Genomic DNA, 21947 nt, shown 5'->3' with positions numbered 1-21947 from the left:
TATTTGATACTAAAGGTTTTTACAGCCAAACAATTTTATCCCGTCTTAGGAAGGGAATTATTTAAAAAATGAATCAAACAAAATAAAAAAACATGGACAATATAAATAATTTAAAAAAGGGATTACGCAATTCTTGGTCCCTTAATAACTTACCTATCAAAGGACTTTTAGTAGTCTCATTGACATGGTTAAGCGTTCAAACACCAGTTCAGGCACAACAAACACTAGAAGTTAAATACGCGAAACCATCTTGGTTCTTTGGTGTTGCTGGTGGAGCCAATTTCAATTTTTACGAGGGTTCTACCCATCAGTTGAATGCTGGTTTTACGCCTCCGGCTACGTTTCATGAGGGAGATGGTGTTGGACTTTTCATTGCACCACTTTTAGAATATCGTCCTGCTGATTCAAGATGGGGCGTTATGCTTCAAGCTGGATATGATAGCCGTAAAGGTTCTTTTGACCAAGTAAAAACGGCATGTGATTGTCCAGCAGATTTATCTACTGATCTAAGTTACATTACGGTGGAACCAAGCGTGCGCTTTGCTCCTTTCAAATCTAATTTCTATCTTTATGGAGGCCCACGTTTGGCTTTCAACTTAGATAAATCGTTTACCTATCAATTAGGTATTAACCCGGCATTTCCTGATCAAGCGCCTTCTCCAGCAGTAACAGGTGAATTTAGTGAGATTGAGAAAACTATTTTATCAATGCAAATTGGTGCAGGGTATGATATTCCGCTTTCTTCAGATAACAACAAAACACAATTTGTATTGTCTCCTTTTGTTTCTTTCCAACCTTATTTTGGTCAAAATCCACGTGCAACAGAAACATGGAATATCACTACTATTAGAGCTGGTGTAGCTCTTAAACTTGGACAAGGACAAAATATCCAACAGTCTACTGATATGTTACAAGATCGCGAAGTTCAGTTCTCTGTAAACTCTCCTGCTAATATTCCTGGAGAAAGAAGAATGACTGAAATTTTCCCTCTTAGAAACTATGTTTTCTTTAATGATGGATCAACTGAAATCCCAAATCGTTATGTTTTATTAACGAAAGACCAAGTGAAAGACTTCAAAGAAGATCAATTAGAAGTATTTGCTCCAAAAAATTTATCAGATCGTTCAAAACGTCAAATGACTGTTTATTATAATGTGCTGAATATACTTGGAGACCGTATGCAAAAAAATCCTGCTGCAACAATTACTTTGGTGGGTTCATCAGAGAAAGGTCCTGCAGATGGTCTTGCTATGGCAGAATCAATCAAAACCTATTTGGTAAATGTATTTGTAATAAATCCTTCAAGAATTACAACAAAAGGCCAAAACAAGCCAAATATCCCATCAGAACAACCAGGTGCAACATTAGAATTAGTACTACTACGTGAAGGAGATCGCAGAGTTTCTATCGAAAGTAATTCTCCAGATTTATTGATGGAATTTCAAAGTGGTCCTGATACTCCATTGAAACCTGTACAGATTGTTGCCTCACAAGAAGCACCTGTTGAAAGTTATGTTACCTTCAATAATAAAGGAGCTAATGAAACATTGTCTTCTTGGTCATTACAAATAGCTGACGAACAAGGAAAAGTACAGTCTTTCGGGCCTTATACTCAAGAAGAAGTTAGTATTCCTGGAAAATCAATTTTAGGTAATCGTTCAGAAGGAGATTACAAAGTAAAAATGATTGGTCAAACCAAAAGTGGTAAAATTGTAGAAAAAGAAACTCCTGTTCACATGGTACTTTGGACTCCTGCAAAAATGGAAGAAGGTATGAGATACAGCATTATTTATGAATTTAATAAATCTAAAGCGATTGCTATCTATGAAAAATACCTTACTGAGGTGGTAACACCAAAAATTCCTGTTGGAGCAACGGTTATTATCAAAGGACATACTGATATTATTGGTGAAGAAATTCACAATCAAGATTTATCTCTAGCTCGTGCAAACGATGTGAAAAACATTCTTGAAAGTGGGTTATCTAAAGCGGGTAGAAACGACGTAAAATTTGAAGTACTTGGATATGGTGAGGATGAAAACAGATCTCCTTTTGAAAACAAAACTCCAGAAGAACGTTTTTACAACCGTACAGTAGTAATTGATATTATTCCTGCTACTAAATAAGTCAAAATAACAGAGAATACATTTGTAACAATTATAAAAGAGGATAGAAAATTAAAAGTCTATCCTCTTTTTTTGTTTAAAAATTTAAAATTTATAGAAGGAATGCAAATCAATGAATCATAACCAATCAACACTATTAATTTGTCCAAATTAGGAATAAATGATATTTATTTTTTTTATATTACTTTTTAAAACCCAAATTTTAACAAAAAAATTATTATTTTTACTACTCACTTTATGTATGTATGACCCCAAACGAGAAAATCCTTATCAAGTTCTACACTGCTTTTGCCAATGCTGATGCTGCAACAATGTGCGAATGTTATCATCCAAAGATTCAGTTTCGTGATCCTGTATTTGATTTATTAAAAGAAAATGATGTTTGCGAAATGTGGAAAATGCTGATAGAAAAAAGTAAAGGAAATATAAAAATTGAATTCTCAGAAATAAAAGCGGATGAATACATTGGTTCACTTAGATGGACTGCCACCTATAACTTCAGCAGAACCAACAGAAAAGTTGTAAACCTTATCCGTGCTCAATTTCAATTTAAAGATGGGTTAATTATCAAACATACCGATGATTTTGATATCTGGAAATGGTCCAAGCAAGCATTAGGAATTACAGGATATTTATTAGGTTGGACTGGTTTTTTTCAGAAAAAAATACAACAACAAGCACTTTTATCATTGAAGAAATACAAAAAAACTAAAAATGCCAATTGAAAGTTTAAAAACACTATTCAACCGAGATTTAAATCAGCTAAAAACCGAAATTGAGTCATACCAAATTGAAAGTGACATTTGGAAAAACCAAAAAGGAATAGCTAATTCAGCTGGGAACCTTTGTTTGCATTTAGTGGGAAATTTAAATACGTATATTGGAGCCGAATTTGGAAAAACCGGCTATATCAGAAACAGAGCACTTGAATTTTCACTGAAAGATATTCCAAGAGCAGAATTGCTATCAAAAATCGAAGAAACCATTGTTGTCGTTAACAATGCACTTAACAATATATCAGAAGAAGAATTAAAAATGGAATTTCCACTTTTAGTTTTTGATTCAAAAACTTCAACTGAGTTTATGCTTATCCATTTAACCACGCACCTAGCCTATCATCTGGGACAAATCAATTACCAAAGGCGATTATTGGATAATTAAATTTAATTTTAAGAATATATAAGCCAAAATATTTATTTTTTATAGTAAGAATTAACTTATTTATTTTTTAATTTAATCGAAAATTAATATACAATTTTCAACAAAAAATAATAGAGAATTTCTTTTCCTCTATCTTCTGCATTTCCAATTAGCTGTTTACAAATGCTTAATTACCAAGCTGATAAACAAATACTGAAATAAATTAAAAATTCTACAATGAAAACAATAGTACATAAAAAACTAAATGAGTTACAAGCAACTGCTATTTGCGGAAATGATATAAGTTCATCCTGCCTTTATGTATCTGCGCTTACGATTATGTATGCGGGACAGTACGCTTGGATTTCGTTACTTTTTGTAGCAGTTGTCCTTTTTTTATTCAGAAAAATATATGGCGAAGTAGTTGGTGCCATTCCACTGAACGGTGGTGCTTATAACGTATTGCTAAACACGTCGTCCAAAAGGATGGCATCGCTTGCAGCGACATTAACCGTTTTGTCTTACATGGCTACAGCAGTAATCTCAGCTTCTGAAGGTATGCATTATCTCCATGGAATAGCACCTGGAATTGACATCACAATAACTACAGTAATTGTTTTAGTTGCTTTTACCGGTTTGGCTATTTTAGGAATTGGAGAATCAGCTGTTGTCGCTGTCTTTATATTCCTAATTCATTTAATCACACTTAGTTTATTGGTATTTGCATCTGGCTGGTTTCTTTTTAATCATGGCCTACAAACTTTTCATATCAATTGGAATCTTCCAGTTACTTCTGGTGGGATTTTTAGGGCACTTTTCTTAGGTTTTTCAGCGGCAATGTTAGGGATTTCGGGTTTTGAAAGTTCTGCTAATTTTGTTGAAGAACAAGAACATGGTGTGTTTCCAAAAACACTTCGTAATATGTGGGCTATAGTGAGTTTTTTCAATCCTTTACTGGCTTTATTATTAATATGCATAATACCACTGGCAGAAGTTGGGGAACATAAAGAATCCCTACTTGCCTTTTTAGGACAAACAACCGGCGGATCGTGGCTTGCTTATCTTATTTCCATCGACGCAGTTTTGGTATTATGTGGAGCTGTATTGACTTCATTTGTTGGGGTTTCCGGGTTACTAAATCGTATGACTTTAGACAGAATCCTACCCAATTACTTTTTGAAACAAAATAAGAGAGGCTCAAACTATAGAATAATTATCAGCTTTCTAATATTATGTATTTCCGTATTATTTGTTACCGGTGGGAATCTGGTTGCAATAGCCGGCGTTTATACGTTCTCTTTTCTGGCAGTAATGGGATTATTTGGTATTGGAAATTTATTATTGAAATTTAAACGAAAAAAACTGCCCAGACCTGAAAGAGCTAGTGGAATTTCGGTAGTTGTTGCCGTATCATTGGTAATCGCTGCTTTTGTGGGTAATGTCCAATTAAATGTTGATTCCTTTTATACTTTTATCAAATATCTGATTCCTTCATTGCTATTTATTGGTATCATGTTAAACAGGTCTTTTCTAATCCAGCTATCAATTGATGCCTTAGAATATTTTTACAAACCTCTGAGACGATTCGTTATATTCAGTAATCGTTATTTAACAAAAATGAATAAAAAAATCCATTCACAGGAATTTGTTTTTTTTACCAAAGGAGATGATGTGGCAATTTTAAATAAAGTAATGCAATATGTAGAAAATAATGAAACGACAAAGAAATTAAAAATTGTTAATGTAAAACGGGAAGGCGAAAATAATGATTCACTCATAATTGACCTTAAAGTTCTTGACCGTGCTTATCCTGAAATTGACATTGAATTCATTGAATTAGAAGGTACTTTTGGTCCGGAAATCATTGACGAATTATCAAAAAAATGGAATATTCCCAAAAATTTCATGTTCATTGGTTCTCCTGGTAATCGTTTCTCCTACAGAGTCTCCGAATTAGGCGGTGTTAGATTAATTATGTGATTTTTGTATTTATAGAATAAAAAATGCTTTACACTTTAAACAACTAGAATTCAAACAAATAGATAAATTAGTTTTAATCCGCTATATTTGTTATACCAAAAAAAATCATTTTTATTTTCAAAAAATGAAATACTAACCTGCAATTCTAAAAAAGAAATTTGAAATAACGGTTATAATACAAATTTGTATGTTACAATCTTCTAAAACACCCGTTCCTTTTCAATCTAACAAGAGATTTTCTGTTTTAGAAATACTCCAGTTTATAATATTGTCCTCTTTGATTCTGTACTTTGGCAAAACACTATTTATTCCGTTAAGTTTTTCGTTACTCATTGGTTTTATTCTGTATCCAATCTGTAAATGGATGGAAACAAAAGGGATTAACAAAGGAATTGCAATTGTTATTTCTATTTTAGGAGTAACACTTTTGGTGGGAGCTGTCATATATCTATTATTTGTACAGTTTTCAGAGTTTCTTCAGGAATGGCAATCTTTGAGAACCAAACTAACCGAAACGATACATCAATTGAGCCTTTTTATTTCGGAACGATTTGACATTAGTCTGGAAAAACAAACAGAATTTATCAATAATACACTCAACAACTCCGGTTCTCAAGCTTTTTCAATAGTACAAAACACCGCTTATTCCCTATCTGAATCTTTATTTTTTCTATTAATGATTCCTGTTTTTTCGGCATTAATACTTTTTCATCGCCAAATGTTATCGAATGCTTTGTATGAACTTTTCCCTCCGGAGCGAAAAAAAACCATTCACGAAATCCTCGTTGAAACCATTCACGCCTATTACAATTTCATCAAAGGAATGTTAGTGGTCTATTTAATCGTTGGATTGTTAAACAGCATTGGACTATTGATTATAGGAGTGCCACATCCTTTTCTGTTTGGTTTTATAGCCTCAATACTTACTTTTATCCCCTATGTGGGAATAATGATATCTTCGCTTTTGCCCATTGCAGTTTCCTGGATAACGTACAATTCGATTTGGTATCCATTAGCCGTTATTGCAGTTTTTTCTATTGTTCAAGCACTCGAAGCCTATATTATATTTCCTTTTGCTGTAGGAAGCCGTTTGAAAATAAATACACTTGTCATCATTATTGTGGTAATCGTAGGAGGTATTATTTGGGGTGCTGCAGGAATGATTCTGTTTATTCCGTTCATCAGTATCATAAAATTGATTGCGGACCGCACACCAAGCTTAAAGACATTATCCGTCTTGTTAGGAGACGGCGAACAAAAGAAAACTACGAAATAATCTATTTCAAAAGGGCAAAATCAAACGCCCAATCTAACTCCTTTTTGTACCACAATTGCCCTTCTGAAACTTCCAGCGGACAGTCAAAATTATTCGTATAAAGTGCTCCGGTTCCTAATCCCTGAGGCATTAAATTATGTTGTAAAAAGGTCCATTGCGCAATCACATTTAATCCAATATTACTCTCCAAAGCAGAGGTAATCCACCACCCGATTTTATACTTTTCAGCCAATGAAATCCACTCTTGCGCACCTCTAAAACCACCTACAAAACTAGGCTTGAGAATGATGTATTGCGGCTTGATTTTTTCCAACAATTGCTCTTTTTCTGCCAAAGAAAACACACCAATCAACTCTTCATCCAAAGCAATTGGAAAAGGTGTGATTTTACATAGCTCTGCCATACTGTCAGTATGATTTTTTTGTATCGGCTGTTCTATACTATGTAATTTAAATTCAGACAGTTGCATTAATTTATTTAAAGCCGCATTTTCAGTAAAAGCACCGTTAGCATCAACCCGAATTTCGACTTGTTCCGGAGTAAAATGTTGCCGGATAAATCGCAATAATTGCAGTTCTTTATCGAAATCTATCGCTCCGATTTTAAGTTTAATACATCGGAAACCTTGCGCTAGTTTTTCTTCGATTTGCAGCTTCATAAACGACTCCTCTCCCATCCAAACTAAACCGTTTATTAAGATGGATTTTGTACCATTTGTAAAGTCCGAAGGAAACAATAAAAAAGGGTTTTCACTCTCCAAAGATTGGAACGCCATTTCCACTCCAAATTGTATCGAAGGAAAGGCTAATAACGCTTCCCAAAGTTGGTCTTTTCCCAAGTGAATATTGTCGCAAGTCCATTGCAATTTTTCTTCATAATCCGGTCGGTCATCAATACTCAATCCGCGAAGGATTCCGCATTCACCAATTCCTTTTTTATCCTCTTTTTCCAAGACAATAAACCAAGTTTCTTTTTCGGTCATAACGCCACGGGAAGTTCCCGATGGGCGTTTGAAATCCAGAATGTATTTGTGGTAGGTTGCTTTCAAAAGTTATAAAGTATGAGTTATGAATTATGATTTGAAATAAACTCAATCAATTTTAATACGCTTGAATTAAAACATCTGTAGGAATGTTTAATTGTTCGTGCAATTGACGGATCATTTCCAATGAAAGTTTTCGTTTCCGATTTAGGATTTCACTCGCACGACTTTTAAGACCAACAATATTAGCTAAATCATTTTGATTGTATCCCATTTGCTCCATTCTGAATTTTATAGCTTCAATTGGGTCCGGCATGCCTATAGGAAAATGCTCATTCTCGTATTGGTCAATTAAAATCCCAAGTACTTCTAATTCGTCGCCTTCAGACGAGCTTTTTTTAGCATCAAAAATAACTTCAAGTCTTTCGAGAGCTTGGTTATAATCGTTTTCTGTTTTTATAGGTTTAATTTCCATTATAATTAAATTTTGTTGGCGTCAATTTTATCATACTCTGCATGCGTTCCAATAAACCGAATCCAAACCATTTGATGATCAAAATTTATTTTAACTATTAATCTGTAATTATTTCCTTTGATATTGAAAACAAACCGATTACTATTTAAAATACTTGCACTTGGATATTGCTGTTTTATCATATTGGGATTTTCCCATTCTGCTTTGCTGGTTTCCTGAAACCAAGATTTTAACTGCTGTTCACAATCAGTATGCGCTACCCAGAAATCCCTCAATATTTTTTTCGCAATTACTCTCAAATTCAATTTATTTTACAAAGATACGTAAAAAGTTCCCGTTTTGGGAATTTATTTTTTTAACTATTTGAATTACATACTTAAATGCCTTATATGGTAAAAAAATCGCTTCTTTAAAACATAAAGCATTTAAGTTTTTAAAGTTCAATCTATTTATCAATCAACTTCAAAACTCTTTCAAAATCATCATTTTTAATGCCCCCCTTTTTGAAAGCCTCAAAATCAAGTTTTATTTTTTGAGCCCAACTCAAACTATCGGTTACGTTTTGAAATTGGTATTCCTTGTAAATAGCTTTAGCAGACGAATAGTTATTATTCAATAAATACGCGTGCGCTAAATTCAGTTTTATCAATAATTCCGAATCATCCAGCTTCTCGCCTTCTTTTAGGAATTTAATCGCTTTACCGTATTGCTTGGTTAGAATATAACTGTTTCCAATTGCATTGTAATCCAAAGATGTTGCCTTGTTGTTATTAATTATCGCATTCAATTTAGCGATTGCAGCGCCATAAAGCCCTTGTTTCGCTAAATCCGATGCTTGTTTACGCAAATTATTATAAACTACATTAGAAGCGCCCGTTTCATTGAAACAACTATTCCCAAAATCCTTGAACGCTTTAGCGCGCTCTACAGCCAATAATTTTTGAAATTCCTTAAACTTGTACTTGGATTGGATTTTATCGAGAATACAAACGCAAAAATCATCTGAATTGGTCATTTTTTGAGCCAAATTGGATGTTTTACATTGATCTATGATTCCTTTTCTGTTTTCAAGCGCCCAGCCACGACTGAGTTTATTATCAACCCACGGCACAACTTCCAGAATAATTTTTTGGTTCATGATCCAGTTCTTACTTTCGAAACCAAACCATAAATTTCCCGAATTAGATTGCATACAAGCCGATTTCTCTGTAGAAAGTCGTTTGGCATCTTTGCTGACCGGTGTATCTTGAACTAAACAAGCGTCATCAGTTTTTCCGTTTTCTTTATATTTTGTGGCCAAGTCGGCGCTTGAAAAAACCGCATACTTGCATTTGTCATCTCCAGAAATTTTAGACAAAATAAAAACTGCTCCTGCTGAACCTTGACTTATTCCCGTTGGATCCGGAATGGCTTTTAAAACCGAAACCAAACTACCTGCCATTTGCTGATTTTTATCCAAAAGCGTTATTCTATAAACGACTTCAGTGGTTCCCTCGGGGAAATCTTGGGTTTTGATGATGATTCTGTCTCTGGCGGAAACTGTAATCTCTTCAGTTGTAGCGCGAGCTTTGTCCCAATAGCCGTCTTTTTGCGAAAAAACGATATTTGCAGTAATCAGAAACAGAAATAAAACAATGAAATTCTTTTTTTGCATGATTGATTTAAAATTTAAACACTAAGCTCCCAAAGTTTTTCGTAAAGTTCATAAAGTGTTATGTCAACGATAACCCTAGCCCAGATTACTTCACTTATTTTTTATTTACATAAGAGTTCAGTGAACTTCGTTTGAAGTGAAAATCCTTTTTTAAAGCTTCCAGCCTTTTGAAGGCTGGAAGCTTTAAAAAAGATTGCAACGAATAGCTGGAGATTGCTTCGAAAAACTCGCAATGACATTACAATTCGATGGAACTTCCTATTTCCAGCAACATCAAATCTTTTCCTTTATTGAAGAATTTACGTATGGATTCGTCATGGTCGATTTCGATATAACCGAAAGTGTCGTAGTGATAGCCCAGAATTTTATCGCAATCCAAGAAATCAGAAGCAAGAATAGCATCTTCGACATCCATGGTGAAATTATCACCTATTGGCAAAATTGCTAAGTCGAGTTTGGTGCGCATAGGAATGAGTTTCATATCCATAGTTAGCGCCGTATCTCCAGCAATATAGACGTTTTTATGCTCTCCTTCTATTACAAAACCGCCTGGATTTCCTCCATAACTGCCGTCAGGAAAGGAACTGGAATGAATGGCATTTACATATTTCAGTTTCCCAAAATCGAAATTCCAGCTTCCGCCGTGATTCATGGGATGCGATTGAAACCCTTTTTGAGAATAATAACCGGCAATTTCAGCATTGGAAACAATTACCGCATTCGTTCTTTTAGCAATTGCCTCGACATCCAGAATATGATCTCCGTGCGCATGCGTTACTAAAATATAATCTGCTTTTAAAGTTTCAATGTCAATATGCGCTGCATTTGGATTAGCCGAAATATAAGGATCTACAATGATGTGTTTGCCGCCAACTTCTAAACCCAATGACGCGTGACCGTAAAATGTTATTTTCATTTTTTTTAATTTAAAGATTGAAATAATTTAAAGTTTTAAATTGATTTTGAAATTGTCATTGCCATTGAAATTCACTTCAATAATTATTCACAATCAAATCCGAAAAGAAGAAAATCATGCACAATGCCAGCAACACCGAAAGTGCAAAAGTACTTAGTGCCAGTTTTTTTAATTCGGGATCTAATTCCTTAGGGTTTTGATTTTTATAGACGGTAATTAAATGTTTGGTTAAAGGAATATAAGCCAATAAAAACAAGTATTGATCAAAGTGAAAATCATCTATAATTGCAAAAACCAATACCAAAACCATCGCCGTTACAATCAGAATGTAATGGTATATTTTAGCTTTGGCTCCGCCTATTTTCACGACAATCGTATTTTTATTTGATTTTCTATCTGATGCTTCGTCTCGCATATTATTCAGATTCAAAACACCCACACTCAATAATCCAATAGCCATTGCTGGTAAAACCAATTCGAAATCCAGTTGTTTGGAGTATAAAAAATTCACTCCTAAAGTACTCACCAATCCGAAAAATACGAAGACAAATACATCGCCAAATCCACGGTAACCATAAGCTGTATTTCCAACCGTATACCGAATTGCAGATACAATTGAAAGAATTCCCAACACTAAATAAAACAAGGAATACCATAAATTAGTATCGGTAAACGCATAATAAATCAACAACATCGCCGAAAGCAACGTCAATGCCGAAGTAATTATAATGGCACGCTTCATAGCTTGCGGAGTAATTACACCGCTTTGTATCGCGCGTTTTGGACCTACTCGATCCTCATTATCCGTTCCTTTCATGCCGTCACCATAATCATTGGCAAAATTGGACAGTATTTGCAATCCTAATGTTGTCAATATAGCAAATCCAAACAATCGCCAGTTAAAGACTTCTGTTGGCGTCAATATGTTATCCGTTGGGTGCGCCAAAGCATACATACTCCCAACTATTATTCCAGAAACCGATAAGGGTAATGTGCGTAAACGTGCGGCTTCAATCCAATGTTTCATATTTTTTTATTTAAAAATTTTAACTGTTTATTTGGCTAATTGCTTATTTGATAATTCGGTTAAACGATTAAACAAATACTCAAATAACCTCTTTAAACTACATCCAATTACTATCGGAAGTTTCTATTTCGTACAACCAAAGGTTGACTTGTTGTTTTATCACTGAATAATTCCCTAACTGAAAAGCTATATTTCCTCCTGCAGTATGCAATGTTACAGAACCAATATTCAACTTTTTATGCCAGAAAAGCTGCGAAGTTGTAATCGCTTGTATTTTACTGGGCTCAATAATATCATTGCTGACATCCCAAGCGCCACTTTGTTTTATTATAAAATTCTCGTTAATGAATAATCGGTTATTTTTAAATTTAAAATACTGGATCAATCCAATAAAAACAAAATAAACTGGCACTACATAACTGTATTCAAAAAATACAGGTTCAAGCCAATAACCAATCGCCATAAATCCCAACAAAGGTAATCCTATTGAAAGAAAAACAGAAAAAACAAGTTTACGAAAATTAGGCTGAAGCATTAATCCCTTTTCAGGAATTTTATGAAACAATAATTTCAATATCGAATCTCTCTCGGTCTCACTGCATCCCGGAATTTCTATTACCGACTTGCGTTCTTCTTTTTCTCCGCTGGTTGCTTGTTTGATTTTCAGTTCTAAAATCCCCATTTTCTTTTGGAAATAATTTCTGGTGACGGTTGTAATCTGAACTTTTTCAGGTTTGATGATAGTACTTTTAGTATTCAACAACCCAAAAGACAATAATAAAGACCCTTTTTGTCGGGTTATTTTATAATCATAATACTTAAAAACAGTACGTATTACATTTACAACCAACACCACACCAAACAACAATACTATCGATATTAAAACGGTTTGAAAAACTAAATTTTGATCTATATAAGACCCAACTTTTTCTTTATAAACATTATTTTCATCTCCAAAATTTTGCAAATTCTCATAAAGAGTAGTGAAAAAAATCAGCAATAAAGCGATACTTCTTTCATAGTTTGAGGTGATTCCAACTTTCAACAAACTCAAAAAACTTATTTTTATAAAAGGATGTACTGCTTCAAATGTTTTTTCTTCCGTTTCTTCAAATTGAAATACAGCAGATTCACCGATACTCTTTTTTTCTTCATTATCTAATAGTCGAGATTTTAATTCTAAAGCCAATTCATGTGAAATCGCTTTTATGGCACCTTCTTTTTTATTGCTTCCGGCTGTATCTACATCCAATTCATAAACACCAATCAACTTTTGAATAAAAGACTGATTTATATTTACCTGTTGGATTTTACGAAGCTGAATAGCGGTTTTGGTTTTATTGAAAACTCCATCTGTAATAATGAATTCCTCGTTTTCTGAGTCTAAGAAAAAAGTGAAATTCAGATATTTCAAATAGGAAACAACTCCAATACCTACAAAGACGGTGATCATCCCAAGAAAAAGATACCATTTATTAATCTCATCAAACTTAAAAATCCAAATAACAATCACAGGCCATAACGCTCTGGCATATTGCTGAAGCGTGTAAAAAAACATCACCAAAATTCCTATTACAGATTGCCTTTGTGGCTGACTAAAATCGGCTCCCATTACAATTGCTTTTGTATTTTCCCCATCAACAGTTGCTTGATCTTTTCGGCTTGTTCTTTTTCGATTCCAGGGATTTCAATATCACTGGAACTTCCTCCCGCAGTGAAAATTTCAATTTTGGCCAAACCAAAATAACGTGGAATTAATCCTTCATGCAAAGCTACATGCTGAACTCTATTATAAGGAATTACAATAGTGTTTGTAGCAATAATTCCGTGTCTGAAAAGCACATCGTGTTCCCTAAATGCAAAACCTTTATTGTGGAATCCAATATAAGAAAGCACAATAATCAAAAGGGAAAGTATCGGAATAACAGCTCCTAAAATCAACCATATTCTTTGAGAAAAAAGTGCTGAATTGAAAACAGAAATTAGCACGGGAACCAGAATAAGCATTCCAATAAATAACGCCAAATTAATCAAAACAACTCTTAAATATTTAGGATGCAATTTCGTAAAAGTGACTTCCTCAAATTTAGGAAGTTGGTTGGTGTCAATTGTTTCGTTTGTGAAATTTTCCATTTAGACTATTTTTTTTTCACCGCAAAGGCATTGATTTTTTCTTGCCACAAAGACACTAAGCCGCTAAGTTTTTATTTGATTCTTTTTAGCCTGAATACGGATTACTGAAACTGTCAGTGAGATTTCTCCTTCTCCAGAAGCTTCGGGAGAAATAACAACCGATTCCTGAACACTGATTACTAAATTACGGCAACCATTTTTTCTCAAAATTCGGTTTTCTTTTCTCAAGGAATGCATTTCTGCCTTCTTTGGCTTCTTCTGTCATATACGCAAGTCTTGTAGCTTCACCTGCAAAAACCTGTTGTCCCACCATTCCATCATCGGTAAGATTCATCGCAAATTTCAGCATTTTGATAGCCATTGGTGATTTTCCTAATATTTCCTGTGCCCATTCATAAGCCGTATCTTCCAATTCAGCATGCGGAATCACAGCATTCACCATTCCCATATCCATAGCGTCCTGAGCCGAATAGTTGCGTCCCAAGAAGAAAATTTCACGAGCTTTTTTCTGCCCTACCATTTTAGCCAAATAAGCCGAACCGTATCCACCATCAAAACTGGTTACATCGGCATCCGTTTGTTTGAAAATCGCATGTTCTTTACTCGCCAAAGTCAAATCGCAAACTACATGCAAACTGTGTCCTCCACCTACAGCCCAACCTGGAACAACAGCGATAACAACTTTTGGCATGAATCGGATTAAACGTTGTACTTCCAAGATGTTTAAACGATGTTGTCCATCCTCTCCAACATAGCCTTGATGACCGCGTGCGTTTTGATCACCACCGCTGCAAAAAGAATACACGCCATCTTTGGACGAAGGTCCTTCAGCAGAAAGCAAAACCACACCAATCGAAGTATCTTCTTGTGCATCATAAAATGCATTGTACAATTCCGAAGTCGTTTTTGGTCGGAAAGCATTACGCACATCCGGTCTGTTAAAAGCTATTCTGGCAACGCCATTGCATTTCTTATAGGTTATATCCTCGTATTCTTTGACAGTGATCCAATCCATTACAATTGATTTAAATTATTTCAGTGTAAAATTAAATCATTTTTTACATTTTATCTATTCTATTTAAGAGAAGCTTGTGGTAATCTTTCTCTGATTAAACAATCGAAAATGTTAAAAAATGAAAAAAAAATAGAATATTAACAGTTGCTAATCAAAATAATCCCTAATTTTAAATATTGCTAGTCAGGAGAATGTAACTTGATTAGTTTGATTACTTCACTGATTTATTAACCTAAAAAATGTTTTTTTTTGAATACAATTAAAAATTTTGTCGCTCCTTTTTCGATGGTAATAAATTATAATACTTTTTCTAAAACCAAGATAAGTGAGCTAATGAGAAGGCCATTTGCCCCAATAGTAAAAAATAAAGAGTAGCACCTACGGTTTAAAATAAAGATTCGCATTCCCACTCAATAAATAAGTTGAGTACTAACAATACAGTTATTTCAGGAAGATAATCTTTCAATATATATACAAAACCAAGGCTTTAATGTGAAATTAATTCTTAGCTGTTAAGCAAGTGTTTGGACATTTAAAGACAAACCCATTTTAAAAAGTAATTTGCGCTTAAGTCAATGTTTTTAAAGTAGTATTAAGGATGCTATTAATTATAAAAGTGAATAAATATACTTTTAAGAATGAATCAGATTTATTTTTGTTTTGAATTTCAAGAATTCAAAACAATATAAAAAGAGAAAGACTAATCGTTGTGATTAGTCTTTCTTTTTTTTATTCCTTAACCAAGTAAATTCCATCTTCCTTGATTTCGATTAATTTCTCCCTGTACAAAGCACCAATGGCTTTCTTGAAGGTTTTCTTACTCATTTTCAAAACCGTTTTAATGTCTTCCGGATGTGAATTATCCGTTAAGCGCAAGAAACCTCTACTGGCTCTTAACTCATCCAGAATTTTCTCGGCATTTGGTTCGATACTTTGATATCCTTGAACTTGCAATGCCACATCAATTTTATTGTCCGGACGTATCGTTTTTATGTACCCTCGCATGCGGTCTCCCGTACGAATCGCATCATCATATACCTCATCTTTGTACATCAACCCTTTGTACTTTTCGTTGATGATTACGTTAATTCCTAATTCAGTGATATGTGAAACGATTAAATCTACCTCTTCCCCTTTTTCAACTGTAAGGTGGTCATTTTTTAAAAATTGATTCAATTTACTTGAAGCAACCAAACGATTGGTTTTTTCATCCATATAAAGATACACCAAGTATCGTTTTCCTTTTTCCATAGGACGCGCCTGCTCTTTAAACGGAACCAAAATATCTTTTTCCATTCCCCAATCCATAAAAGCACCAATCTGATTGGTATAATTCACACGCAAAAGTGCAAATTCATTCAACAATATATATGGTTCTAATGTTGTGGCAACGGGTCTTTCTTCGTGGTCCAGATACACAAAAACAATCAACTCCTCACCTATTTCAAATTCGTTAGGAACGTATTTGTTAGGTAATAGGATATCATGAATTCCTTCGGGATCTTTTTCTGGATTTCCCAGAAACAAACCTACTTTGGTATCGCGTAAAATGGTAAGCGTATTGTATTTTCCTATTTCAATCATTTTCTTTCAATTTCTAAAGCGCAAAGGTACGAAGTTTGAAAATAGTAAATTAAGAAACTGTCTACAAAAAAATAAAGACGAATCCGACTGTTTTTTTTCCTTTTTTGGAGCATAACTTTCCGTTTTTTCATCAGGAGTCGTCCCACTGTCCGCAGTATCTTTTTTAAACGCAACCTTGTCAGAGTTTTTAACTCTGACAAGGTTAAAAGCGTTTATAAAAAGGATACTTTCCCCCATCGGGGCTAGATTAGAACGTTTTGTTTTTCAGAAGAATTATAGCGTCACGTTTATCTATAATTCAAAAAGACATTTGCGTAGTTTGTAATCATTTATATATATTTGAGGAAATAACCCACTGCAAAGTAGCGCAAAGCCACCAAATATGGGTAAACAGGAACTACTTTGTTTCGGGTATATACAAGTTATGCACAATTCCCCATATTCGCATCCAAATTGACTCCATTAGCTAATGAAAAAAAGTAAAAATATGGCGCAACCAAATTAAGATTTGAGCATCTAATTAATAAACAAAAAGTTATGAAAAAAATTATTATAATCTTTATTTTTTCAATTGGCTTTATTTCTTGTAGCTCTAATGACGAAACCAAAATAGAGAATTCGGATTTAATTGGAAAATGGAATTGGATAAGTACAGATGGAGGGTTTGCATTCCATATTCACGAAAAACCAACTATTGGAAATCCTTTTCAATTAAGTTTAATGAAAAATTATGCATACTCAATAGCCCAAAACGGAAATGAAGTCGAAAGTGGAACATATGAATTAGTAATCAAAAGATCTATTTATTCTGGAGAAATGGAAAGATTTATAATTTGTTATGCTAAAAATCAACAGCTTCAAAACGTTGTACCAGTTCATAACGTTGTAATAAACGGAATAATTGAAGTTTACGAAACAAATAAATTGGAAATTTCAGATAATAATTATGATGGAATTGGAAGCAAATTCGCAAAAACTTCCGATTAAAACACTTATATACAGAAACATAAAACCTAAAAGTTGCAGACTTAGAGGAACTGTGATTTGAAAATACTAAAACGAAAAATCACTTCATAAAAAAAGCGCCAACAAAGGCGCTTTTCATTTTTATATCTATTATTAATTGTAAACACTCTCTTTATTAAAATGAACAGCCAATAAATAATATACAACAACTCGGTATTTATTTTTATTGGAACGACCGTATTTTTCCATAACGGCATCAATTCCCGCATCTAAATTAGCGCCGTCAGCAAGTCCTAATTTCTTGATTAGAAAATTGTTTTTCACGGTATCTAATTCAGCTTGTTGAGTTCCGGCAACCGTTGCAGAATCATCATTATAAATTGACGGACCACAACCAATAGTTACTTTTGTCAACAAATCCATGTCTGGATTTACTCCACATTTGTCTTTCAAATCGGCAGCATACTTTACAATTAATTCGTCTCTTGCACTCATAAATAAAAGTTTAATATTTGATTAATAGATTTTTATACTCTCAAATTTAAACATTTAATCATGCCTTTTAACGGACACCCAAAAATAATTAGACTAATTCTTTAAAATATTGCAGTAAAATGCTGTCATTTTCTAATGTTGGCGTGAAAATTTCCAAAATACTTGGTTTTTCATTTTGAGCATACAAAGCAGTCAAACTTGTTTCTAAACTCGCTTCATCACTGGCAATACTATATTCAAATCCATACATTTTAGCCAAATGCTCCGCAGTCAAACAATGGGAAGTTTCAAAGAATGTATTAAAAACTGGACTTTCTTCGTGTCCTGGTAAAATTCTAAAAATTCCTCCACCTCCATTATTAATTAGAATAATCTTGAAGTTTTTCGGGATATAATTATTCCATAACGCATTGCTATCGTACAAAAACCCAACATCACCCGTTATGAAAACGGTTTGTTTTTCATTGGCAACAGCCGCACCAATAGCCGTAGAAGTACTTCCGTCGATTCCGCTGGTACCGCGATTGCAATACACTTCAATCGAAGGATGAACATCAATTAATTGCGCATAACGGATTGCTGAACTATTGCTGATTTGCAATTGACTATTGATTGGCAAACACTGAATCACTTTTTCGAAAACTTTAAAATCCGAAAAAGGAATTTTGTCTAAATAAATATCACTTTTTAGCTTTCGCAACACTTTTACAGCGTCTAATAGCTGAAAATAATTACTTTCTGTTGAATTTGTAAGTGGCAAAAAAGTATCGAAAAACACATTGGGATCTACTTCAAAATGTTTAGTCAAAGCACCAAAAGTGTCATACGCCCTCAAAGAATCAATATGCCAATGGTGTTTTGGTTTGTATTTTCTTAAAAAGGCTTTGATTCGTTTCGAAACTACCATTCCGCCAAAAGTGACTAAGATTTCTGGACGAAAATCCTCAAAATCGGCATTCGTAAAAGGCGTAATTATCGTATCTATATTTTTGATAAAAGTATCATGATGCAAGTTAGAAGTCGTTTCAGTCAAAACTACAACCGACTCGTCTTTCGCAAAAGCTTCAATTATTTTTTCGTTGATTGCATTGGCTTCATTCACACCAACCAAAATCATTTTTTTAGTGGAATTATTCCAAATCGTTGCAAATTCCGAAACGTCTTCGATGGAAATCGTCTGAGTACCATTTGCGGAAGCGATACTATTCACTTCGACTGAAAGGGCTGAAACGGTTTCATACAAAGGCTCTTCAAAAGGCGCATTGATGTGAACTGGACCTTTTTGAGTGATAGCCGTATTAATCGCTTGGTTGATTTTTAAATCATTTTCGGTCGAAATGTCCTCATGCAAATTAGCATTATACAACGAATGGTTTTCGAATACATTTTCCTGCCGAATCGTTTGGCCGTCGCCAATATCAATTTTGCTTTGTGGTCTATCCGCCGAAATCACAATCATAGGAATCTGACTGTAAAATGCTTCCGCAAAAGCCGGATAATAATTCAATAAAGCAGAACCGGAAGTACACACCAAAGCTACTGGCTGTTTCGTTTGTTGCGCAATTCCCAATGCAAAAAAAGCAGCCGCACGTTCATCGGCAATACTGTAACATTGAAAGGCGGAATTGCTGACAAAACCAATTGTTAACGGTGCATTTCGGGAACCCGGAGAAATAATTATGGTGGTGATTCCTTTGGCCAAACAAATTTCAATAATGCTTTGTGCTAAAGGTATTTTGGGGTAAATCATTGTTTCAGTTTCAAAAGAACAAAGATACAAAGTTGCAAAGGTTTTTCTCTTATCTTAAATAGTTTTCTTAAATTTGATGGAAAATAGATTCTATATGGAAATCAAGATAAGACCGGCTGTTTTTGCTGATTTAGATACAATATTGGAAATCATCAATCACCAAATACTTCACAGTACTTCGAATTATGATTATGAGCCACGTGATTTTGAAACCCATAAATTGTGGTTTGAAGACAAATTGGCCAATGACTTACCGGTAATTGTAGCTGAAACAGAAAATGGAACGATTGGATACGCTACTTATGGTTCTTTTCGTCATAAAATAGGATATCGTTTTACAGTGGAGCATTCTGTTTATGTTGCGGAAGAATTTTTAGGAAAAGGAGTTGGAAAATTATTATTGGCTGAACTTATTCAATTGGCAAAAAAACAAAAATACCATACTATGATTGGCGTTATTGACTCCGAAAATAAAGGCAGCATTGCTTTTCATAAAAAATATGGTTTTGAAACGGTGGGCGTTATTAAAGAATCCGGCTATAAATTTGATCGTTGGCTGAGCTCCGTTTTTATGCAGTTAATTTTAGAATAATTGAATTTGTACTAGAATATACTTCGTTTATTCAACATATTTGGCTTTAAAAATTTTATGACTTTAAGACTTGAGACTTTATAGTATATTTGCACAACTAAAAATTTCATGGACTATACCTTACTTTCATCGCCTTTACAGGGATTTACCGACTTTCGTTTCAGAAATGCCCAAAACAAATTATTTGGAGGAATTGACACTTTTTACTCGCCATACATTCGCTTAAACGGAAAAATGGTTATCAAACCGTCTTACGAACGCGACCTGCTTCTTGAAAACAATCTTGATTTAGAGGTAATTCCGCAAGTGATAACAAATGATGCCGATGAATTTTTATTTGTGGCTAAATATGTTCGAGAATTGGGCTATAAAGAATTAAACTGGAATTTAGGATGTCCTTATCCCATGGTTACTAAATCTGGTATGGGTTCCGGTTTGATTAGTAATCCTGATAAAATCAATAACATTCTTCACAGAGCACATTCTGAATCGGATATTATTGTTTCTATGAAAATGCGTTTGGGTTATGAAAACAGTGAAGAAATTCTAGATGTTTTGCCTATTTTAGATACCTATCCTATTAAAAATATAGCGATTCATGCGCGTATTGGGAAACAACTTTACAAAGGTGGTGTAAATCTGGATGCGTTTCAGCATTGTATTGACAACTCGAAACATAAATTGTATTACAATGGTGACATAACCTCTGTGGCTAAATTTCATGAAATGCAGCAACGCTTCCCAACAATTGACCATTGGATGATTGGCCGAGGATTAATTTCGGATCCTTTTTTACCAAGCATGATAAAAAACAATACTTCAGAATATCCTGCAAACAAAATGGAATTGTTCAGCGCGTTTCACGATACTTTGTATGCTATTTATAGTGAATCACTTTCTGGATCAACACATATTTTATTGAAAATGTACCATTTATGGGAATACTTTTCGGCTACGTTTTCAAATCCGCATAAGGTTTTAAAGAAAATAAAAAAAGCACAAAGCATCCGAAATTACGAAGCTGCTGTAGCTGAAATTTTTAAAAATGAAAAGTTTTAATTTGTAACTGTTTCTATAAAATAAAAAAGCGATTTTCAGTTTCCCGAAAATCGCTTTTTTATTTTATTAATTCTTGATTATACTTTTATCCAGTTTACCACTTCAGGATCTGTAGGTAACGTTTTTGGAGAAATCACTTTTTCTAATTCTCCTTTTTCATTGATTAAGTATTTTTGAAAGTTCCATTCCACAGTTGAATCTTGTAATCCGTTTTTAGATTTTTGAGTCAAAAACTGATAAATAGCAGCCATATCATCGCCTTTTACAGAAACTTTGTCCATCATAGGAAAAGTTACTCCGTAGTTTAGTTGACAGAAAGTAGCAATTTCTTCATTTGTTCCTGGCTCTTGCGAAGCAAAATTATTAGCAGGAAAACCTACAATCACCAAGCCTTTGTCTTTGTATTCTTTATATATAGCTTCAAGATCTTTGTATTGTGGCGTTAATCCACATTTTGAAGCAGTATTTACAATCATGATTTTTTTCCCTTTCAAAGAAGCAAAATCAAAACTGTTCCCTGATAAATCTTCTACTTTGAACTGATAAATCGTTTCTTTAGCTATTGATGGAGTGCTCATATTGTTTTCAGATTTTTTAGGTTGTGCCTGATTTTGACAGCTAAATAAGATTAAAGCAAATGTTGCAATAAATACTAGATTTTTCATATTTAAAATTTTTTATAAAAATAGACAATTATTTGTCTCATTAAAATTTATTTTGGTTAAACACACGTTAAAAAACAAAGAAGCCCGACATTATGAAAATGGCAGACTTCCA

General features: G+C 33.9%; 21 protein-coding genes. 8 read left to right on the top strand and 13 right to left on the bottom strand.

Features of this window, described 5'->3' with window-relative positions; genetic code table 11:
• The first annotated feature begins 92 nt into the window (after positions 1-92).
• The 5 genes from ACM55F_RS05195 (at position 93) to ACM55F_RS05175 (ending at position 6522) form a co-directional block, all read left to right on the top strand.
• Complete coding sequence (locus tag ACM55F_RS05195; protein WP_416852680.1) at positions 93-2126, top strand: OmpA family protein; 2034 nt, start codon at positions 93-95, stop codon at positions 2124-2126.
• 245 nt (positions 2127-2371) lie between these two features.
• Entirely contained in the window at positions 2372-2851 is a 480-nt protein-coding gene (locus ACM55F_RS05190) for a nuclear transport factor 2 family protein (RefSeq protein WP_416852679.1), read from the top strand.
• A complete protein-coding gene (locus ACM55F_RS05185) occupies positions 2841-3287 on the top strand; it encodes a DinB family protein (RefSeq protein ID WP_416852678.1) in 447 nt (148 codons plus the stop codon). The genes ACM55F_RS05190 and ACM55F_RS05185 overlap by 11 nt, the downstream gene beginning before the upstream one ends.
• Before the next feature lie 216 nt (positions 3288-3503).
• Positions 3504-5246 carry an APC family permease gene (locus ACM55F_RS05180; RefSeq protein ID WP_416852676.1) on the top strand — a complete coding sequence of 581 codons (1743 nt, stop codon included), beginning with the start codon at positions 3504-3506 and terminating at the stop codon, positions 5244-5246.
• 187 nt (positions 5247-5433) lie between these two features.
• On the top strand, positions 5434-6522 hold the full coding sequence (locus ACM55F_RS05175) for an AI-2E family transporter (protein ID WP_416852675.1): 1089 nt from the start codon (positions 5434-5436) through the stop codon (positions 6520-6522).
• Between the two features lies 1 nt (position 6523).
• On the opposite strand, the gene ACM55F_RS05170 is transcribed toward ACM55F_RS05175, so the two are convergent.
• The 10 genes from ACM55F_RS05170 to ACM55F_RS05125 all read right to left on the bottom strand — a co-directional run bounded on the left by ACM55F_RS05170 (position 6524) and on the right by ACM55F_RS05125 (position 16308).
• Positions 6524-7570 (bottom strand): o-succinylbenzoate synthase, encoded by a 1047-nt coding sequence (locus ACM55F_RS05170; protein ID WP_416852674.1) that lies wholly within the window; start codon positions 7568-7570, stop codon positions 6524-6526.
• 52 nt (positions 7571-7622) lie between these two features.
• A complete protein-coding gene (locus tag ACM55F_RS05165) occupies positions 7623-7979 on the bottom strand; it encodes a helix-turn-helix domain-containing protein (protein WP_416852673.1) in 357 nt (118 codons plus the stop codon).
• Between the two features lie 5 nt (positions 7980-7984).
• On the bottom strand, positions 7985-8278 hold the full coding sequence (locus ACM55F_RS05160) for a type II toxin-antitoxin system HigB family toxin (protein ID WP_416852672.1): 294 nt from the start codon (positions 8276-8278) through the stop codon (positions 7985-7987).
• A gap of 146 nt (positions 8279-8424) precedes the next feature.
• A complete protein-coding gene (locus ACM55F_RS05155; RefSeq protein WP_416852671.1) occupies positions 8425-9633 on the bottom strand; it encodes a tetratricopeptide repeat protein in 1209 nt (402 codons plus the stop codon).
• Between the two features lie 238 nt (positions 9634-9871).
• Entirely contained in the window at positions 9872-10549 is a 678-nt protein-coding gene (locus ACM55F_RS05150) for a metal-dependent hydrolase (protein ID WP_416852670.1), read from the bottom strand.
• 76 nt (positions 10550-10625) lie between these two features.
• Positions 10626-11576, bottom strand: a complete 951-nt coding sequence (menA, locus tag ACM55F_RS05145; RefSeq protein WP_416852669.1) for a 1,4-dihydroxy-2-naphthoate octaprenyltransferase — start codon at positions 11574-11576, stop codon at positions 10626-10628.
• A 97-nt stretch (positions 11577-11673) separates the two neighbouring features.
• A complete protein-coding gene (locus tag ACM55F_RS05140) occupies positions 11674-13188 on the bottom strand; it encodes a PH domain-containing protein (RefSeq protein WP_416852668.1) in 1515 nt (504 codons plus the stop codon).
• Entirely contained in the window at positions 13188-13709 is a 522-nt protein-coding gene (locus tag ACM55F_RS05135) for a PH domain-containing protein (RefSeq protein ID WP_416852667.1), read from the bottom strand. Before ACM55F_RS05135 ends, ACM55F_RS05140 begins: the two co-directional genes overlap by 1 nt.
• Positions 13710-13893: 184 nt before the next feature.
• Positions 13894-14724, bottom strand: coding sequence for a 1,4-dihydroxy-2-naphthoyl-CoA synthase (locus ACM55F_RS05130; protein ID WP_291247932.1), 831 nt, complete (start codon positions 14722-14724; stop codon positions 13894-13896).
• 729 nt (positions 14725-15453) lie between these two features.
• The gene (locus ACM55F_RS05125; RefSeq protein WP_121365211.1) at positions 15454-16308 is read right to left on the bottom strand and encodes a CvfB family protein; all 855 of its coding nucleotides are present in this window, start codon (positions 16306-16308) and stop codon (positions 15454-15456) included.
• 537 nt (positions 16309-16845) lie between these two features.
• On the opposite strand from ACM55F_RS05125, the gene ACM55F_RS05120 reads away from it, so the two are divergent.
• Positions 16846-17295 carry a hypothetical protein gene (locus tag ACM55F_RS05120; protein ID WP_416852666.1) on the top strand — a complete coding sequence of 150 codons (450 nt, stop codon included), beginning with the start codon at positions 16846-16848 and terminating at the stop codon, positions 17293-17295.
• A 132-nt stretch (positions 17296-17427) separates the two neighbouring features.
• Here the strand turns inward: ACM55F_RS05120 and ACM55F_RS05115 are convergent, their stop codons facing one another.
• Together ACM55F_RS05115 and menD are read right to left on the bottom strand one after the other, a co-directional pair.
• Entirely contained in the window at positions 17428-17769 is a 342-nt protein-coding gene (locus ACM55F_RS05115) for a DUF2853 family protein (protein ID WP_416852665.1), read from the bottom strand.
• Positions 17770-17857: 88 nt separating this feature from the next.
• On the bottom strand, positions 17858-19519 hold the full coding sequence (menD, locus tag ACM55F_RS05110; RefSeq protein ID WP_416852664.1) for a 2-succinyl-5-enolpyruvyl-6-hydroxy-3-cyclohexene-1-carboxylic-acid synthase: 1662 nt from the start codon (positions 19517-19519) through the stop codon (positions 17858-17860).
• A gap of 76 nt (positions 19520-19595) precedes the next feature.
• Between menD and ACM55F_RS05105 the strand changes: the two genes are divergently transcribed.
• On the top strand, positions 19596-20111 hold the full coding sequence (locus tag ACM55F_RS05105) for a GNAT family N-acetyltransferase (protein ID WP_416852663.1): 516 nt from the start codon (positions 19596-19598) through the stop codon (positions 20109-20111).
• Positions 20112-20219: 108 nt separating this feature from the next.
• On the top strand, positions 20220-21170 hold the full coding sequence (locus ACM55F_RS05100; RefSeq protein ID WP_416852662.1) for a tRNA dihydrouridine synthase: 951 nt from the start codon (positions 20220-20222) through the stop codon (positions 21168-21170).
• A 77-nt stretch (positions 21171-21247) separates the two neighbouring features.
• Here the strand turns inward: ACM55F_RS05100 and ACM55F_RS05095 are convergent, their stop codons facing one another.
• The gene (locus ACM55F_RS05095; RefSeq protein ID WP_416852661.1) at positions 21248-21835 is read right to left on the bottom strand and encodes a glutathione peroxidase; all 588 of its coding nucleotides are present in this window, start codon (positions 21833-21835) and stop codon (positions 21248-21250) included.
• Positions 21836-21947: the final 112 nt, after the last annotated feature.

The organism is Flavobacterium melibiosi (genome assembly GCF_048158545.1).
In the GTDB taxonomy this organism is placed as follows: Bacteria; Bacteroidota; Bacteroidia; order Flavobacteriales; family Flavobacteriaceae; genus Flavobacterium; species Flavobacterium melibiosi.
Note: the sequence above shows the minus strand (reverse complement) of the source record. Positions and strands in the feature narration are given on the sequence as shown.

Bases quoted from the DNA above. Each gene is read 5' to 3' on its own strand.
- ACM55F_RS05150 (WP_416852670.1), bottom strand. From the start codon at position 10,549: ATGAAAATAACATTTTACGGTCACGCGTCATTGGGTTTAGAAGTTGGC.
- ACM55F_RS05130 (WP_291247932.1), bottom strand. From the start codon at position 14,724: ATGGATTGGATCACTGTCAAAGAATACGAGGATATAACCTATAAGAAA.
- ACM55F_RS05155 (WP_416852671.1), bottom strand. From the start codon at position 9,633: ATGCAAAAAAAGAATTTCATTGTTTTATTTCTGTTTCTGATTACTGCA.
- ACM55F_RS05125 (WP_121365211.1), bottom strand. From the start codon at position 16,308: ATGATTGAAATAGGAAAATACAATACGCTTACCATTTTACGCGATACC.
- ACM55F_RS05185 (WP_416852678.1), top strand. From the start codon at position 2,841: ATGCCAATTGAAAGTTTAAAAACACTATTCAACCGAGATTTAAATCAG.
- ACM55F_RS05105 (WP_416852663.1), top strand. From the start codon at position 19,596: ATGGAAAATAGATTCTATATGGAAATCAAGATAAGACCGGCTGTTTTT.
- ACM55F_RS05175 (WP_416852675.1), top strand. From the start codon at position 5,434: ATGTTACAATCTTCTAAAACACCCGTTCCTTTTCAATCTAACAAGAGA.
- ACM55F_RS05120 (WP_416852666.1), top strand. From the start codon at position 16,846: ATGAAAAAAATTATTATAATCTTTATTTTTTCAATTGGCTTTATTTCT.
- menD (WP_416852664.1), bottom strand. From the start codon at position 19,519: ATGATTTACCCCAAAATACCTTTAGCACAAAGCATTATTGAAATTTGT.
- ACM55F_RS05135 (WP_416852667.1), bottom strand. From the start codon at position 13,709: ATGGAAAATTTCACAAACGAAACAATTGACACCAACCAACTTCCTAAA.
- ACM55F_RS05195 (WP_416852680.1), top strand. From the start codon at position 93: ATGGACAATATAAATAATTTAAAAAAGGGATTACGCAATTCTTGGTCC.
- ACM55F_RS05140 (WP_416852668.1), bottom strand. From the start codon at position 13,188: ATGGGAGCCGATTTTAGTCAGCCACAAAGGCAATCTGTAATAGGAATT.
- ACM55F_RS05095 (WP_416852661.1), bottom strand. From the start codon at position 21,835: ATGAAAAATCTAGTATTTATTGCAACATTTGCTTTAATCTTATTTAGC.
- ACM55F_RS05115 (WP_416852665.1), bottom strand. From the start codon at position 17,769: ATGAGTGCAAGAGACGAATTAATTGTAAAGTATGCTGCCGATTTGAAA.
- ACM55F_RS05190 (WP_416852679.1), top strand. From the start codon at position 2,372: ATGACCCCAAACGAGAAAATCCTTATCAAGTTCTACACTGCTTTTGCC.
- ACM55F_RS05165 (WP_416852673.1), bottom strand. From the start codon at position 7,979: ATGGAAATTAAACCTATAAAAACAGAAAACGATTATAACCAAGCTCTC.
- ACM55F_RS05100 (WP_416852662.1), top strand. From the start codon at position 20,220: ATGGACTATACCTTACTTTCATCGCCTTTACAGGGATTTACCGACTTT.
- menA (WP_416852669.1), bottom strand. From the start codon at position 11,576: ATGAAACATTGGATTGAAGCCGCACGTTTACGCACATTACCCTTATCG.
- ACM55F_RS05180 (WP_416852676.1), top strand. From the start codon at position 3,504: ATGAAAACAATAGTACATAAAAAACTAAATGAGTTACAAGCAACTGCT.